Raw genomic sequence first — 13,799 nt, forward strand, 5'->3', positions numbered from 1 at the left:
ATGATGCTCAGAACGGGTCGCTGCCCAGGCGGATTTCCACGTTCAGCAGCGAGCACAGCGCCAGCATGGCGTCATCGTCACGGGTCAGTGCCATCCAGCCGGTGAAACCCGCGCTGCCGGCATCCACGCTCCACAGCGTGTAGTTGTGCTCGCGCAGGCGGTCGAAGGCGGTGGACATCAGCTGCACGCCATCCAGGTCTTCGGTGAAATCCTCATCGTCCAGGTCACCGCCCCAGTCAAGCTGCAGGTTGAAGCGCGCGGACAGCTCGTTCACCGCCGATATCAGCGTTTCCAGGTCCTCCCGCTCCACCTCGAAGCCGGATTGCCAGCCGATCGCGGACAGCAGTGACGGCAGCCAATCGGCGTCGGCTTCCAGCGGTTCGCCGGCTTCGGCCAGCAGCTCGCGCCAGCGGTTGAACTGCTGCAGCGCCAGTTCCTCGTCGCCCGGATTGATCAGTACCAGCAGGTTCCAGACCCGCGCTTCGAAGCCATCCTCGTCGAAATCATGGATGTCCTCCTCGAAGTCGAAGTAGTCGCTGTTGTCGGGCATGGCGGGAACTCCTCGGGGCAGGCCGGCATTCTACGGTTTATCCTGTATCGCTGAAGCCGGCCTTGGTGGCCGTCACTGTGAATGAAGCGATGAGCGATACCCCTCCCGACCACCTGGCGATCAATCCGGCCAGCCCCTTCCATGATGCGCAGGCGCTGGAGCGCGGCGTCGGCGTGCGCTTCAACGACGTCGAGCGCGACAACGTCGAGGAATACTCGGTCAGCGAAGGCTGGATCCGCGTACAGGCCGGCAAGGCCCGCGACCGTCGCGGCAATCCGATGACGATCAAGGTCAAAGGCAAGGTCGAGGCCTACTTCCTCGACCAGAAGCCGGCCTGACGGAGCCCGGGGTCAGATCCCTTTCCGCGGGAAAGGGATCCGACCCCGATGCACAGGGCCGGTCACTCGCGCTTGCGCGACTCCAGCAGATCCAGGTTGCGGATCAAGCGCCTCGAGATCTCGTCGGAGATCACGCCGCGCCGGGTGAGGCGGAACAGTTCCTCGCGCTCGGCAGTGAGGCCGGCGCTGCGCAACTGGCGATAGCCCTCCTCCATCCGCTTCACCTTCTCCGGATCCACGTCCGGGTTCTCGCGATCCAGGTGCCGCTGATACAGCAGGCTGACCCGCGAGGCCGCGTCGTTGTACAACTGCACGTTCTCGGTGTTCTGGTTCAGCACCAGCTGCTGCCGCTTGCGCTCCACCCCGGCCAGCGCCGCCTTCGAGGACAACCGGCGGGCCAGATCCTCTTCCTTGCGCTCACCGGAGTCGGCCGGCAACTGCAGGCCCTTCAGCAGCTGCGGCAGCGCCACGCTGGCGCCGACCAGCGAGAACAGGATCACCGCTGCAGCCAGGAAGATCACCAGGTCGCGTGCGGGGAACGGGCTGCCATCGGGCAGGAACAGTGGCAGCGTCAGCACGCCGGCCAGGGTGATCGCACCGCGCACGCCCGCCACCGAGGTGGCCACCACGATGCGCCAGTTCGGCGCCTCGCCCCGCTCCAGGCCACGCCGACGCGCACGCAGCAGGTTCCAGCGCAGTGACAGCCACACCCACAGCAGGCGCAGGGCGATCAGGCTGGCATTGATCACCAGCACGTACACCAGCAGCCACCACGCGCTCTGGTGACCGGTCTCGTTCATCGTGGTGGTTGCACGCTCGACGATGCCCGGCAACTGCTCGCCCAGCAGCACGAACATGATGCCGTTGAAGCTGAACTGCAGCATGTTCCACACGCCCGCGCGCTGCACGCGCATGCTGCCGGAAACACGGCCGGTCATTTCCACGTAGCTCATCGAGATGCCGGCCGCGACCGCCGCGAGGATGCCCGAGGCATTGATCTCTTCGGCCAGCAGGTAGGCCGCGAACGGGATCAGCAGGTTGACCAGCATCGCCGCACCCGGCTCTTCACCGAAACGGCGCCACAACCAACGCTGGAAGGTCGACACGCCCAGCGTCACCGCCACGCCCACCGCCAGGCCCGCCACCGCCACCCACAGGAAGGTCAGCGAAGCGGTGGCCAGCGAGAAGGTACCGGTCATCACCGCCGCCACCGCGAAGCGGAAGCAGACCAGACCGGAGGCGTCGTTGAGCAGTGATTCGCCCTCGAGGATGTGCATCAGCCGCTTGGGAATGGGAGCCTTGGAGGCGATCGCTCCAACGGCCACCGGATCGGTCGGCGAAACAATCGCCGCCAGCGCGAAGCACACCGCCAGCGGCATCACCGGGATCATCCAGTGGATCAGCAGGCCGGCGCCGATGACGGTGAACACCACCAGGCCGAACGCCAGCTCGAGAATCGCGCCCTTGTCGCGGAACAGGCCCTGCTTGGGGATGCGCCAGCCGTCAAGGAACAGCAGGGGCGGCAGGAACAGCAGGAAGAACACTTCCGGCTCCAGCGCATGGCCGCGGTTGAACACGCCCGCAATGACCGCGCCCAGACCGATCTGCACCAGTGGCAGCGGCAGTGAGAACGGCAGGACGCGGACGAGGTATCCGCTGGCGACGACCGCCACCAGCATCGCCAGCACGACTTCAATGGTATGCATGCTTCTTCCAGGAAGCGGCGCGCGGGGGGCATGAAGCCAGCGCCGGAAACCCGGAAAAAACTACCACAGGCGACCACGGCTGCGACAACCGCGGCGACGCTGCGTCAGCACAGGCTCATGCCCCGTCGAAGCGGTAGATGTCCATCGCCAGGAAGCCGCCATCGACGCCGGCATCGATGCGACGTGCGCCGAAGCGGTGGTCACCGGCCGCACCCATCGCGAAGAACAGCGGCAACAGGTGTTCATCGGTGGGATGGGCGCGTTCGGCGAACGGTGCCTGCCGGCGGTAGTCCAACAGCGCCGGGCGGTCATCGGCCGCCAGCCGCTGCTCCACCCACTCGATGAACGGCCGCACATAGGGCGCTTCCTTGCCGTCCTGGTAGTCGCCCCAGTCGTGCAGGTTGTGGGTGATGCTGCCCGAGCCGACCAGCAGCACGCCCTGTTCGCGCAGAGGTGCCAGCGCGCGGCCCAGCGCAAACTGGTGCGCAGGCCCCAGCAACGGCTGGATCGATACCGGCACCACGGGAATGTCGGCCTGCGGACGCAGCAGGCGCAGCGGCACCCAGGCGCCGTGGTCGAGACCACGCTGGGTATCGATGGCCACCGGCAGGCCTGCCGCGGCGATGCGCCCGGCAATGTCTTCGGCCAGCGCCGGATCGCCCGGTGCCGGGTACTGCAGTTCAAACAGCGCGCGCGGGAAGCCGCCGAAGTCATGGAGGGTCGGCGGTTGCGGGTGGGCGCCGACCAACGGCTGCCGCCCCAGCCAGTGGGCCGAGGCGATGACGATGGCGCGCGGCGTGGGCAGGTCGCGGGCCAGTTCGGCCAGGCGCACGCCCACCTCGCCCGGCTGCAGCGCAGTCATCGGGGAGCCGTGCGAGATGTACAGCGAAGGCAGGCGGGACATGGAATTCTCCGTTTGCAGTATCAGCCAGCGCTCAACGCGAACGCAGGGTCCAGCGACCGTCACCGACCAGGAACAGCACCACCAGCGCCAGCGCCCAGAAGGCCGGGTACTCCCAGCCACCGCCAGCATTGGCAAAGCCGAAGCCGTTTGCGCCGTGCACGGTGACGATGGTGCCCAGCAACAGGGGCACGCCGGCCAGCCCGACCCAGCGCGCGTAGACACCGAGCAGCAGGGCTGCGGAAATCACCAGTTCTGCCGCGAGGGTGAGGTAACCCAGCACACCCGGCAGACCGAGCGACTCGAAGAACGCCGCGGTGCCGGCTGGGGTGAACACCAGCAGCTTGGTCAACGCGTGGACCAGGAACAGGACGCCCAGGGCCAGGCGCAGCAGCGTCGCCCCATAGGGCGCCAGCGGCGGAGCGGAAGCAACAGAGGTCGTCATGGCGGGGCCTCGAAAGGGAAGAAGCACAGCTTATTGCGCCGACCGATGCCGATAAATACGATGATTCGACCGTATTTATTTCATAAGGCGCAACAATGGACACTTTGGACGCCATGCGTGTGTTCGTGGCCGTGGTCGAGCGCAATGGCTTCAGTGCGGCCGCCCAGGCACTGGATATGTCCACCGCCGGCGTCACCCGGCAGGTTGCGGCGCTTGAGAAGCGCCTGTCGACGCGGCTGCTCCACCGCACCACCCGCCGGGTCAGCCCGACCAGTGCCGGCGCCGCCTACTACGCGCAGTGCGTGCGCCTGCTGGCGGAGTTCGACGCACTGGAGGCCAGCATCGGCGCACAGGCACTGGAACCGTCCGGCCTGCTGCGCATCAATGCGCCGGTCAGCTGGGGCATCGCCCGTCTCGGCCCGCTGCTGGCCGGCTTCCGCGAGCGGTTCCCGCAGGTGGAACTGGACCTGGCCCTGTCCGACCGTCTGGTGGACATGGTCGAAGAAGGCTACGACGTGGCCATCCGCATCACCCGCGAGCCCGGGCCCACGTTGATCGCGCGCCGCCTGGGCGAATCTCGGGTCAGCCTGTGCGCGGCGCCCTCCTACCTGGCTGCGCACGGCACGCCGGCCACGCCGCAGGCACTGCAGGATCACGCATGCCTGGGCTACAGCTACTGGGCCGGCGGCGACCAGTGGCCACTGCACGGCCCCGGAGGCGACGTCCAGGTCACGGTGAACAGCCTGCTGCGCGCCAACAACGGCGACGTGCTGCGCGAGGCGGCGATTGCCGGCATGGGCGTGATCCTGCAACCGGATTTCCTGCTCCAGGAGGCGCTGGCCGACGGCCGCCTGGTGCGCATCCTGCCGGACTGGGAAGCGGCGCCGATCGGCATCTTCGCCGTCTACACCAGCCGCAGCCATCTGGCGCCGAAGGTGCGCAGCTTCATCGATTACCTGGTGGAGGCCGGGATCTGACGAGGCCACCGGACAACACCCGTGACACGCGGGCGCAAGGCCATGCCCGGCAAGCCGCAACATGGGCTAGACAGCAACCTCGTCCAGCATGCCGATGACCCGCTCCAGAGGGGCCGGACGTCCCAGCAGGTAGCCCTGCACCTGGTCGCAGCCGTGCGCGGCCAGCCAGTCGAGCTGCCCCGGCGTTTCCACGCCCTCGGCAATGATGGTCAGGCCCATGCTGTGGCCCAGCGACAGCAGCGCCCTGCAGATCGATGCGTTGCGCGGATTGGTCTCCACGTCGGCGACGAAGCTGCGGTCGATCTTGAGGATGTCCAGCGGCAGGTGCTGCAGGTAGGACATGCTGGAGTAGCCGGTACCGAAATCATCCAGCGACACGCAGATGCCCTGCTCGTGCAGGCGCTGCATGGTCTGCATCGCCTGCGCCGGCTTGCGCATCAGGCTGCTCTCGGTCAGCTCCACATGCAGCGCGCCGCGAGCCAGGCCGAAGTCCTGCTGGGCACGGGTGAACTCGGCCACCAGGTCGCTGTTGAAGAACTGCACGGCCGACACGTTCACCGCGATCGGCAGATCGCCCCAACCCGCCTCCACCAGGCGCCGCTGCGCCTGGGCCGCCGCACGGATCACCCAGCGCCCCAGGGCCAGGATCAGACCGGTGTCCTCGCACAGCTGGATGAACTCGTTGGGAGGAATGAAGCTGCCATCGGCCTGCGGCCAGCGCAGCAATGCCTCCAGTGCCGCCGGACTGCCGTCGCTGGCGTGGCGGATCGGCTGGAAGTACAGCTGGAACTCGCTGTCGATCGCCGCATGGATGCGCCCGGCCAGGCGCAGGCGATCAGCCAGGCGCGTGGTGACCGCAGCGTCGAACCAGGCCACCACATCCCCTTCGGCGCGCGCGGCGTGCGCCGCCTGTGCCGCCATGCCGATCACCTGCTCGGCGCTGTGGCCATCATCTGCCGTGTGCACCGCCACGCCGATGCGCGGCTCGAACTGGTGCAGCGAATCCTTGCCACGCATTGGTGCCGACACGATCTGCAGCAGATCGTCGAGTACGCGCGGGGTGTCATGCGCGGCGCCGATGGCGAACACGAAATCCTCGGCCGGCTGGAAGGCCAGCGCGCCGTAACGTGCCGCCAGCACACCCAGGCGCGAGGCCATCGACTGCAGCACCGCATCGCCGATCTCCCGGCCCAGCGTGTCGGCCACCAGCTGCAGGCCACGCAGCTGCACGAAGGCGATGGTGTAGCCCTCCGCCTGGGCATCCAGCTGCTCGGTCAGCGCGCGCACGTTGAGCAGCCCGGTCGCCGGGTTGTGCCGCGCCTGGTAAGCCAGGTCGCGCTCATAGGCCATCCGCTCGCTGACATCCTCGGCCAGTACCAGGCAGGCCGGCTGGCCATCGAAATCCAGCCGGGACAAATGTGCGCGCACTTCGAACACACTGCCATCCTTGCGCCGGTGCAGGCGCACGGCAGCATCGGGAAGGTCGCCCACGCGCGCCCGCGCGATGGCTCCCTTGACCTCGTCCCACCCTTCCCGCGGCCGGATGTCGAGGATGCTCATGGTGAGGAATTCCTCACGGCTGTAGCCGTACTGCCGCACGGCCGCATCGTTGACCTCGATGAAGCGCAGCGTGTCCGGATCGAACACCCAGAACGGCGCAGGATTGCGGTCGAACAGCAGGCGGAAGCGCCGTTCGACCTGGTTCATCTGTTCACGGGCCTGATACCGCTCGCTGAGATCGGTGAGCGCGCCGATCATGCGCCGCTGGCGATCGGCCACCGGCACGCGCTGGCCCCGCGCGCCGACCCAGCGCACCGCGCCACCCGGCAGCACCAGGCGGAATACCTCATCCATCACCGCGTTGCCGGCAAATGCCTGGTCAAACGCCTTCTGCAGCCGTGCGGCATCATCGCGGTGCACCCGGGCAAAGAAATCGGCCACCGGCAGCGCGTCGGTCTGCACGCCGAAGATTTCGCGTGCCAGCGGTGACCAGCGCAGCAGTGCAGCATCCTCATCGACGTACCAGGTGCAGACCCGCCCGACCTGGTGGGCCAGCCGCAGTTCCGCGTTGCCGGCCTGCAGTTCCTCGGCCATCGATTGCTGCCGGCGGATCGTGCGCTGTACGGCGAGCAACAGCACCAGCAGCACGGCCACATAGACCAGCACGATGGCCACCGATGCCTGCAGGTAGGGCCACCACGGCGCCAGCACGTCCTTTTCGGCCAGGCCGACCTGCACCGCCAGCGGGTTGCGTTCCAGCGTACTGATGGTGGTGATGCGCGGCACGCCGTCAACCACGCCGGGCATGTTCCCCAGTTCGATCACCGCCTGCCTGCCGAGCAGATCGCGCCCGGGCAGCTCGTAGCGGTGTCCGACCGTGCCATGCGGATCGGGCACGCGCGCCAACATGTAGCCTTCGGCATCACTGATCGACACCAGGCCGTTCGGGCCCACGTCCAGCCCGCCGATGATGCGCTGCAGTTCGCCGCAGCGCAGGCGCGCCAGCAGCCAGCGGTCGTCGTCCAGCGGCAGCGCCAGCGGCACCACCCAGCCATCATCGCTGCCCCGCTGCGGCGGCCCGATGTACAGCGCACTGCCAGGGCCGCGCCGTTGCGGATCGGTCCACAGGGGCAGCTGCAGGTCGCCCTGGCCCGCGGTCAGCGCACGTCCGTAGCTGTCGAGCACCACGATGCTGTGCAGCTCGGCGTGCCGTTGCAGCACGCCGGCCACGGCCGCATCGAGCAGCCGCGGTGCCTGTGCCGGCACGCTCCGGAACAGCTCGGCGGCGTCGGCGGAAATGCCGCCCATCGCCCGCTCCAGATTGCGCAGCTGCAATGCCAGCAGGCGCTCGCTGCCGACCGCCAGTGCCCGGCTCTGCCGCTGCGCCGCTTCCAACCGCCGATGGTGGTCATTGACCAGCATCATCGCCAGACCGGCCACCAGCAGCACGCCCAGCACCACCCCGCCCCAGGTGATGGCGCGCAGTGGCCGGGCCAACGCGCGTTTCAGCGCGGGCATCGGTGGGTGTTCCCTGTCCAGTGGGCTGGCTTCATGCGCGAACGATTCCTCCACATCCCCGACCTCAGCGGCCGGCGACTGCCATTCTTGACCGCCGGGCCCGCCACGCCGGGTCACCTGCCTGCGTCCGCGCAGGGGTCCGGCATGCAGCATGCACCACGGCGGTGACGGCGTGAAGATCGCCGCACCGCGTTCAGCCAGATCGTGCACAGCCTTGCGCCACAACGGTGCGACCCGTCGCATCGGAGCGGATTAGACTTGGCGTTTTCCCGCCGCAAGAGAAGTCCATGTCCAAGCTGCGCCGTCCCACCCTGGCACTGGCCATTGCTGCCAGCCTGTCCCTGGCCGCCTGCGACCGCGCCGCCGATCCGGCGGCCAGTACCGCCGCGCCGGCCGCATCCGCCCCCGCAGCCGCCAAGCCGATGCTGGGCAGCTTCGGCTTCGATGCCAGCGGCATGGATCGCAGCATCGCCGCCGGCGACGATTTCTTCGGCTTCGCCAATGGCACCTGGGTGAAGAACACCCAGATCCCCGCCGACCGCTCGCGCTTCGGCAGCTTCAACGTCATCGCGGAGAAGACCCAGGCCGACACCCGCGCCATCCTCGAAGGCGCTGCCGGCAATGCCCAGGCCAGCGGCGAGGACAAGCTGATCGGCGATTACTACGCCGCCTTCATGGATGAGGCCGGCATCGAGCAGCGCGGTATCGCGCCGGTGCAGCCGCAGCTGAAGGCGATCGATGCGATCACTGACAAGGCCGGCCTGGCCCGCGCGCTGGGCGGCGACATGCGCGCCGATGTCGACCTGCTCAATGCCACCAACTTCTACACCGACCGCCTGTTCGGCCTGTGGGTCTCGGTCGATCTGCTGCAGCCGGACCGCACCGCGCCGTATCTGGTGCAGGGCGGACTTGGCATGCCCGACCGCGACTTCTATCTGGGCGACGGCCGCATGGCCGAACTGCGCAAGCAGTACCAGGCCTATATCGCGCAGCTCCTGCAGCTGGCCGGCAGCGCCGACCCGGCCGGCAAGGCGCAGCGCATCGTTGCGCTGGAAACGAAGATCGCGCAGGCGCACGCCACCCAGGAAGAAACCAACGACGTGACCAAGGGTGCCAACCCCTGGACCCAGGCTGACTTCAACGCCAAGGCCCCGGGCATGGACTGGACCGCCTTCCTCGATGCCGCTGCACTGGGCAAGCAGCAGGACTTCATCGTCTGGCAGCCCAGGGCGGTGGCCGGGCTGTCCAGGCTGGTGGCCACCGAGCCGCTGGAGGTCTGGAAGGATTACCTGGCCTTCCATGCGCTGGATCGCGCCGCGGCGTACCTGCCGAAGAAGTTCGCCGATGCCCGCTTCGCCTTCCACGGCACCGCGCTGAGCGGCACGCCGCAGCAGAGCGATCGCTGGAAGCGCGCGGTGGATGATGCCAACCACGCCGTCGGTGAGGCCATCGGCAAGCGCTATGTCGAGAAGCACTTCGACGCCAGGACCAAGGAGCGCGCGGACGAAATGGCGAAGAACATCATCGCCGCGTTCGCCAGGCGCATCGACGCGCTGTCGTGGATGTCGCCGCAGACCAAGGCCAGCGCCAAGGCAAAGGTGGCCGGCCTGACCGTGGGCATGGGGTATCCGGAAAAATGGCGCGATTACAGCGGTCTGGAAATCCGCCGCGACGATCCGCTGGGCAATGCACAGCGCGCCGAGCTGTTCGAGTACCAGCGCAACATCGCCAAGCTGGGCAAGCCGGTCGACCACGGTGAGTGGGCGATGCTGCCGCAGACCATCAACGCGATGAACGTGCCGCTGGAGAACCGCCTGGTGTTCCCGGCCGCGATCCTGCAGCCGCCGTTCTTCGATGGGGCCGCCGATGATGCGGTGAACTACGGTGCGATCGGTGCGGTGATCGGCCATGAGATCAGCCACGGGTTCGACAATGCCGGCGCGCTGTTCGACGAGACCGGCAAGCTGCACAACTGGTGGACCGCCGAGGACCTGAAGCAGTTCAACGCCGCCGGCGACGCGCTCGCGGCCCAGTTCAGCAGTTACGAGCCGTTCCCCGGCGTGCACGTCAACGGCAAGCTGACGCTGGGCGAGAACATCGCTGACGTCGCCGGTCTGGGAACGGCCTACGACGCCTACCAGCTGTCGCTGCAGGGCAAGCCGGGCCAGACCCTGGAAGGCTTCACCCCGGACCAGCGCTTCTTCCTCGGCTTCGCCCAGGCATGGCGCAGCAAGAGCCGCGAGCAGGCGCTGCGCAATTCGCTGCTGACCGACGTGCACGCGCCGGGCCAGTTCCGCGCGCTCACCGTGCGCAACATCGACGCCTGGTACCCCGCGTTCGAGGTGAAGGAGGGCCAGAAGCTGTACCTGGCCCCCGACAAGCGGGTCAAAGTCTGGTGAGATGAGGGAAACGGGCGCCGCGAGGCGCCCGTTTTCATCTGCACCGGCCCGGCGGGCTGCGCGGTCGGTGCCGATTCAGGCCGAAGACGACGCGATTCACCGGGATTCCTGCTCATCCCCGGTTTCATGTGCGCCCGCAGCACGTTTCACCCTGCGACATCCTGTCGCAGGCTGCGGGCACTGTGCTGCATCGCACAAAACTTCACCCGACCGGACAAGACCCTTACGGCGCTTGGCGTTCCGCCCATTGCACCGCTCGCTGGAAGTGCTAGAACTGAACCCGCCACACCGTCCAACGCTGATCGACGCACGTTCCACAAGGAGCCAGCCATGATTGCTTTGTTCAAGGGTTTGGGAATTCTGCTTCGCGACAACGAGCTCTACAGCAGCCCGTTCGACAAACAGGTCGCGCACTGGCGCAATCTCAGCGAGCAGCAGATCCGCGATGAAGTGGCGGTGCTGGCCCAGGCCAAGTGCCAGTGGCTGATCGCCTCCATCATCGGCTGGCAGGCGGCGTCGCTGGTGATTCTGGGCCTGATCGCCAACTACCTGTGGCGTGACGACTTCCATATCACCTTCACCCGCGTGGTGATCGTGTTCGGCTCATGGGTCTCGATCCTGTTCGTGATCTGGTTCATGGCCAACATGTTCGACCAGCAGGCCGGCTTCGAGCGCTGGATGAAAGCCTTCAACAGCCGGGCCCGCATCAGTTCCAAGGCCGACAGCGTCGAGCATGTGGCCGAGGCGCTGGACCTGGCCGAGCACTACCCGGAAGTGCTGGACTACAAGCAGGCGGTCACCGCCAGGCGCGAGCTGCGCCATGAGGACATCCGCATCATGACCGAGATCGGCCGGATGAAGCAGCACTCCGAACTGGTCGGGCGGCTGAACCATGTAGGCGAAACCGAACACCATCACGAACTGACGCTGCAGCCTGCCTACTGACCCTTGCGGAAAACGGGGGGGTCCACAATGCCACCGTGATCACTCACGGTGGCATTGTTCTATCGGGTCCTGGCTGACGCATTGGTGGAAGCCCTCGGGCAGGCCTCGCATGGTTTCGGTTTGGCCTACGGCCACCGTAAAACGCCGCAGGGGCGGCGTGGCGCAGGTGGCCTCGGTGCTGCAGGCCGGATCCAGCACGAGATAGTGGCACCTGCCACTGCTGCTGGCGATGCATTGGAACCGCGCCTGACCATCGACGACGGTGCCCTTGCTGTACAGCGTGTCCACGCCGTTGGCGCGCGCGCGGGTAATCGAGGAATTACTGGATTTTTCGCAGCCGGCCAGTGCCAGCAGCACAGCACACACAAGCAGAAGACGGGGCATGGTCATTCCTCGGGGCAGGATGCAACGTCGCGGCTACATGCCGCGGAACAGGCTCATGAAGGGCTGGCTGACCACCAGCGTTTCCGGCCGCTGGCGCAGGCGCAGCACACCGCGCCCGGTATCGTCGCGGCTGACCGCAGCGACCGATTTCATGTTGACGATGGTCGAGCGGTGGATCTGGCGGAAGTGCTGCGGATCGAGCACTTCCAGCAGTTCGCGCAGCGGGGTGCGCAGCAGGCTCTCGCCGGCGGCGGTGATCACGGTGGTGTACTTGTTGTCCGCGCGGAAGTAGACCACGTCCTCCAGCATGATCAGCTGGGTCTCGCGGCCATTGCTGGCGGTGATCCACGCCAGCGGCGGGCGGTCACCGTTCTGTCCCGGTCCCAGACGCTGCAGAAGGCGTTCCAGCACCGCATCATCGTGGCGCGTGGAGGGCAACCGCGCCAGGAGGCGCTCGCGCGTGGCCAGCAGGCGCTCATCGCTGACCGGCTTGAGCAGGTAGTCCATCGCACCCTGTTCGAAGGCATCGATGGCGTACTGGTCGTAGGCGGTGACGAACACCACCTGCGTGCGCGGGCTGAGCTCGGACAGTGCACGCGCGACCTCGATGCCGGTGATGCCCGGCATGCGGATGTCGAGGAAAGCGATGTCCGGCTGCTTCTCGGCCAGCTGCTCCAGTGCACTGGCGCCGTCTTCGCACTCGGCCACCAGCTTCAGCTCCGGCCACAGCCGGCGCAGCTGGTCCACCAGCGACTGCCGCAGCAGTTCCTCGTCCTCGGCAATCAGGGCTTCAAGCGGCATGGCTGCGCTCCTTGTTGGATGGCGGCAATGTCATGGTCGCGGCAACGCCACTGGGGAAATTGGCGACGATCGCTACGCCGGACTGCTCGCCGCAGGTCAGGCGCAGCCGCTCGCGCAGGTTCTTCAGGCCGATGCCGGTGCCGCTGGTGGTGCCCTGGCCGAAGCCCAGCCCATCATCGGCCACGGTCACCGTCACGTGGTCGTCGAAGCCCCGCGCCAGGATCCAGATCGTTCCACCTCCGGGCTTGGGCTCCAGGCCGTGCTTGATCGCGTTCTCGACCAGCGTCTGCAGCGCCATCGCCGGCAGCTTCACCGCATGCAGTTCCGGCGGCACCTGCACCTCCACCGCCAGCCTTGCGCCCATGCGGATCCGCAGGATCTCCAGGTACGCGCGGGTACGCTCCAGCTCCACGCCGAGGGTGGACATCGATTCGTCCACCTGCGGCAACGAACTGCGCAGGTACTGGATCAGGTGCCCCAGCATCTGCTCGGCCCGCGCCGGATCGGTACGGGTCAGCACCTGGGCATTGGCCAGCGTGTTGTACAGGAAGTGCGGCTCGACCTGCGCGTGCAGCAAATTCAGGCGCGCCACCGACAGCTCCTTTTCCACCTGGGTCTGCTCCGCGGCGGCCTGCTCGGTGCGGCGCTGGTCGGCCACCCGACGGCTGATCGCACGGGTGACCGCTTCGGCATTCTCGTAGTTGCTGCCTTCGTCCAGCGCCAGCAGATCGGCCCACCAGCCCGCATCGGGCTCGAACAGCAGGGTGACGGTACTGGTGCCCTGCCCGGGCGTGACCGTGGCCAGCACGCCGTTGCGCTTGATCGCCAGCCGCGCGGGCAGGTTCCAGCGCGAGGGCTGGCGGCCGTTCCAGGGGTCGACGCGGCGCACGTAGGCGCGCACCTGCAGGCTGCCGGCCGCGCTCTCCACCTCCTCCACCCGGGGCAGCTCGGCCACGGCCGCCTCGACCACGGCAAAGGCCTGGCCGGCATCCATCGGCAGTTCCACCTGCCGACGCTGGCGCCCGGACAGCGTGCTCGCGTCCAGGCGCCCGGCCACCAGCCAGACCCGGCGCACATGGCTGATCGCACTGCCCAGCGCGGTAATCATCAGGAACATCGCCAGCAGGCCGAAGATCCAGCCCGGGCCATCGTTCATGCCGCTGAAGATGCCGCTCCAGACCATGCCGGCCACGACCAGCGCCGCGGCCCAGGCCAACAGATGACGGAAAATGAGAGTGAGGCTGGCGAACACGGCGGCGCCTTGGTGAAAGGGGTAAGCCGAGCATAGGGCGGCCTGCCCGGCAGACAAGCGGCCTGCGACGAAGTGCGGGAAAG

The 13,799-nt window shown here is 67.5% G+C and carries 12 protein-coding genes; 4 read left to right on the forward strand and 8 right to left on the reverse strand.

All coding sequences use genetic code 11. The features are described from left to right. Window positions 1-7: 7 nt before the first annotated feature. Entirely contained in the window at window positions 8-550 is a 543-nt protein-coding gene (locus N7367_RS16290; protein ID WP_279942788.1) for a hypothetical protein, read from the reverse strand. Window positions 551-639: 89 nt separating this feature from the next. Between N7367_RS16290 and N7367_RS16295 the strand changes: the two genes are divergently transcribed. Beyond that, the gene (locus N7367_RS16295; RefSeq protein ID WP_053520274.1) at window positions 640-888 is read left to right on the forward strand and encodes a DUF3297 family protein; all 249 of its coding nucleotides are present in this window, start codon (window positions 640-642) and stop codon (window positions 886-888) included. Between the two features lie 62 nt (window positions 889-950). On the opposite strand, the gene N7367_RS16300 is transcribed toward N7367_RS16295, so the two are convergent. From N7367_RS16300 to N7367_RS16310, 3 genes are all read right to left on the reverse strand, one after another. Then, window positions 951-2,594, reverse strand: a complete 1,644-nt coding sequence (locus N7367_RS16300; RefSeq protein WP_053520275.1) for a Na+/H+ antiporter — start codon at window positions 2,592-2,594, stop codon at window positions 951-953. A 115-nt stretch (window positions 2,595-2,709) separates the two neighbouring features. Then, the gene (locus tag N7367_RS16305; RefSeq protein ID WP_164151001.1) at window positions 2,710-3,498 is read right to left on the reverse strand and encodes a class III extradiol ring-cleavage dioxygenase; all 789 of its coding nucleotides are present in this window, start codon (window positions 3,496-3,498) and stop codon (window positions 2,710-2,712) included. A 31-nt stretch (window positions 3,499-3,529) separates the two neighbouring features. Continuing rightward, window positions 3,530-3,940 carry a DoxX family protein gene (locus N7367_RS16310; protein WP_279942789.1) on the reverse strand — a complete coding sequence of 137 codons (411 nt, stop codon included), beginning with the start codon at window positions 3,938-3,940 and terminating at the stop codon, window positions 3,530-3,532. Between the two features lie 95 nt (window positions 3,941-4,035). Here N7367_RS16310 and N7367_RS16315 point away from each other — a divergent pair, with 95 nt between their 5' ends. Then, window positions 4,036-4,917: a LysR family transcriptional regulator gene (locus N7367_RS16315; protein WP_279942790.1), complete on the forward strand. Its 882-nt coding sequence runs from the start codon at window positions 4,036-4,038 to the stop codon at window positions 4,915-4,917. Window positions 4,918-4,983: 66 nt separating this feature from the next. Here the strand turns inward: N7367_RS16315 and N7367_RS16320 are convergent, their stop codons facing one another. After that, window positions 4,984-7,935: an EAL domain-containing protein gene (locus N7367_RS16320; RefSeq protein ID WP_279942791.1), complete on the reverse strand. Its 2,952-nt coding sequence runs from the start codon at window positions 7,933-7,935 to the stop codon at window positions 4,984-4,986. Between the two features lie 287 nt (window positions 7,936-8,222). On the opposite strand from N7367_RS16320, the gene N7367_RS16325 reads away from it, so the two are divergent. Together N7367_RS16325 and N7367_RS16330 are read left to right on the forward strand one after the other, a co-directional pair. Continuing rightward, complete coding sequence (locus N7367_RS16325; protein WP_065175391.1) at window positions 8,223-10,334, forward strand: M13 family metallopeptidase; 2,112 nt, start codon at window positions 8,223-8,225, stop codon at window positions 10,332-10,334. 330 nt (window positions 10,335-10,664) lie between these two features. After that, window positions 10,665-11,279, forward strand: a complete 615-nt coding sequence (locus tag N7367_RS16330; protein ID WP_053518857.1) for a hypothetical protein — start codon at window positions 10,665-10,667, stop codon at window positions 11,277-11,279. A 39-nt stretch (window positions 11,280-11,318) separates the two neighbouring features. Here the strand turns inward: N7367_RS16330 and N7367_RS16335 are convergent, their stop codons facing one another. Genes N7367_RS16335 through N7367_RS16345 form a run of 3 tightly spaced genes read right to left on the reverse strand, consistent with a single transcriptional unit; the run spans window position 11,319 to window position 13,716 of the window. Further along, window positions 11,319-11,663, reverse strand: coding sequence for a hypothetical protein (locus tag N7367_RS16335; RefSeq protein ID WP_279942793.1), 345 nt, complete (start codon window positions 11,661-11,663; stop codon window positions 11,319-11,321). A 33-nt stretch (window positions 11,664-11,696) separates the two neighbouring features. Then, window positions 11,697-12,464 (reverse strand): LytTR family DNA-binding domain-containing protein, encoded by a 768-nt coding sequence (locus N7367_RS16340; RefSeq protein WP_279942794.1) that lies wholly within the window; start codon window positions 12,462-12,464, stop codon window positions 11,697-11,699. Continuing rightward, the gene (locus tag N7367_RS16345; protein ID WP_279942795.1) at window positions 12,454-13,716 is read right to left on the reverse strand and encodes a histidine kinase; all 1,263 of its coding nucleotides are present in this window, start codon (window positions 13,714-13,716) and stop codon (window positions 12,454-12,456) included. The genes N7367_RS16340 and N7367_RS16345 overlap by 11 nt, the downstream gene beginning before the upstream one ends. Window positions 13,717-13,799: the final 83 nt, after the last annotated feature.

Origin of the sequence: Stenotrophomonas sp. GD04145, assembly GCF_029835135.1 — a bacterium.
GTDB classification, from domain to species: domain Bacteria; phylum Pseudomonadota; class Gammaproteobacteria; order Xanthomonadales; family Xanthomonadaceae; genus Stenotrophomonas; species Stenotrophomonas maltophilia_P.

Coding starts and splice junctions, on each gene's coding strand:
- N7367_RS16325 (WP_065175391.1), top strand. CDS start 8,223: ATGTCCAAGCTGCGCCGTCCCACCCTGGCACTGGCCATTGCTGCCAGC.
- N7367_RS16320 (WP_279942791.1), bottom strand. CDS start 7,935: ATGCCCGCGCTGAAACGCGCGTTGGCCCGGCCACTGCGCGCCATCACC.
- N7367_RS16315 (WP_279942790.1), top strand. CDS start 4,036: ATGGACACTTTGGACGCCATGCGTGTGTTCGTGGCCGTGGTCGAGCGC.
- N7367_RS16340 (WP_279942794.1), bottom strand. CDS start 12,464: ATGCCGCTTGAAGCCCTGATTGCCGAGGACGAGGAACTGCTGCGGCAG.
- N7367_RS16305 (WP_164151001.1), bottom strand. CDS start 3,498: ATGTCCCGCCTGCCTTCGCTGTACATCTCGCACGGCTCCCCGATGACT.
- N7367_RS16330 (WP_053518857.1), top strand. CDS start 10,665: ATGATTGCTTTGTTCAAGGGTTTGGGAATTCTGCTTCGCGACAACGAG.
- N7367_RS16295 (WP_053520274.1), top strand. CDS start 640: ATGAGCGATACCCCTCCCGACCACCTGGCGATCAATCCGGCCAGCCCC.
- N7367_RS16310 (WP_279942789.1), bottom strand. CDS start 3,940: ATGACGACCTCTGTTGCTTCCGCTCCGCCGCTGGCGCCCTATGGGGCG.
- N7367_RS16335 (WP_279942793.1), bottom strand. CDS start 11,663: ATGCCCCGTCTTCTGCTTGTGTGTGCTGTGCTGCTGGCACTGGCCGGC.
- N7367_RS16290 (WP_279942788.1), bottom strand. CDS start 550: ATGCCCGACAACAGCGACTACTTCGACTTCGAGGAGGACATCCATGAT.
- N7367_RS16300 (WP_053520275.1), bottom strand. CDS start 2,594: ATGCATACCATTGAAGTCGTGCTGGCGATGCTGGTGGCGGTCGTCGCC.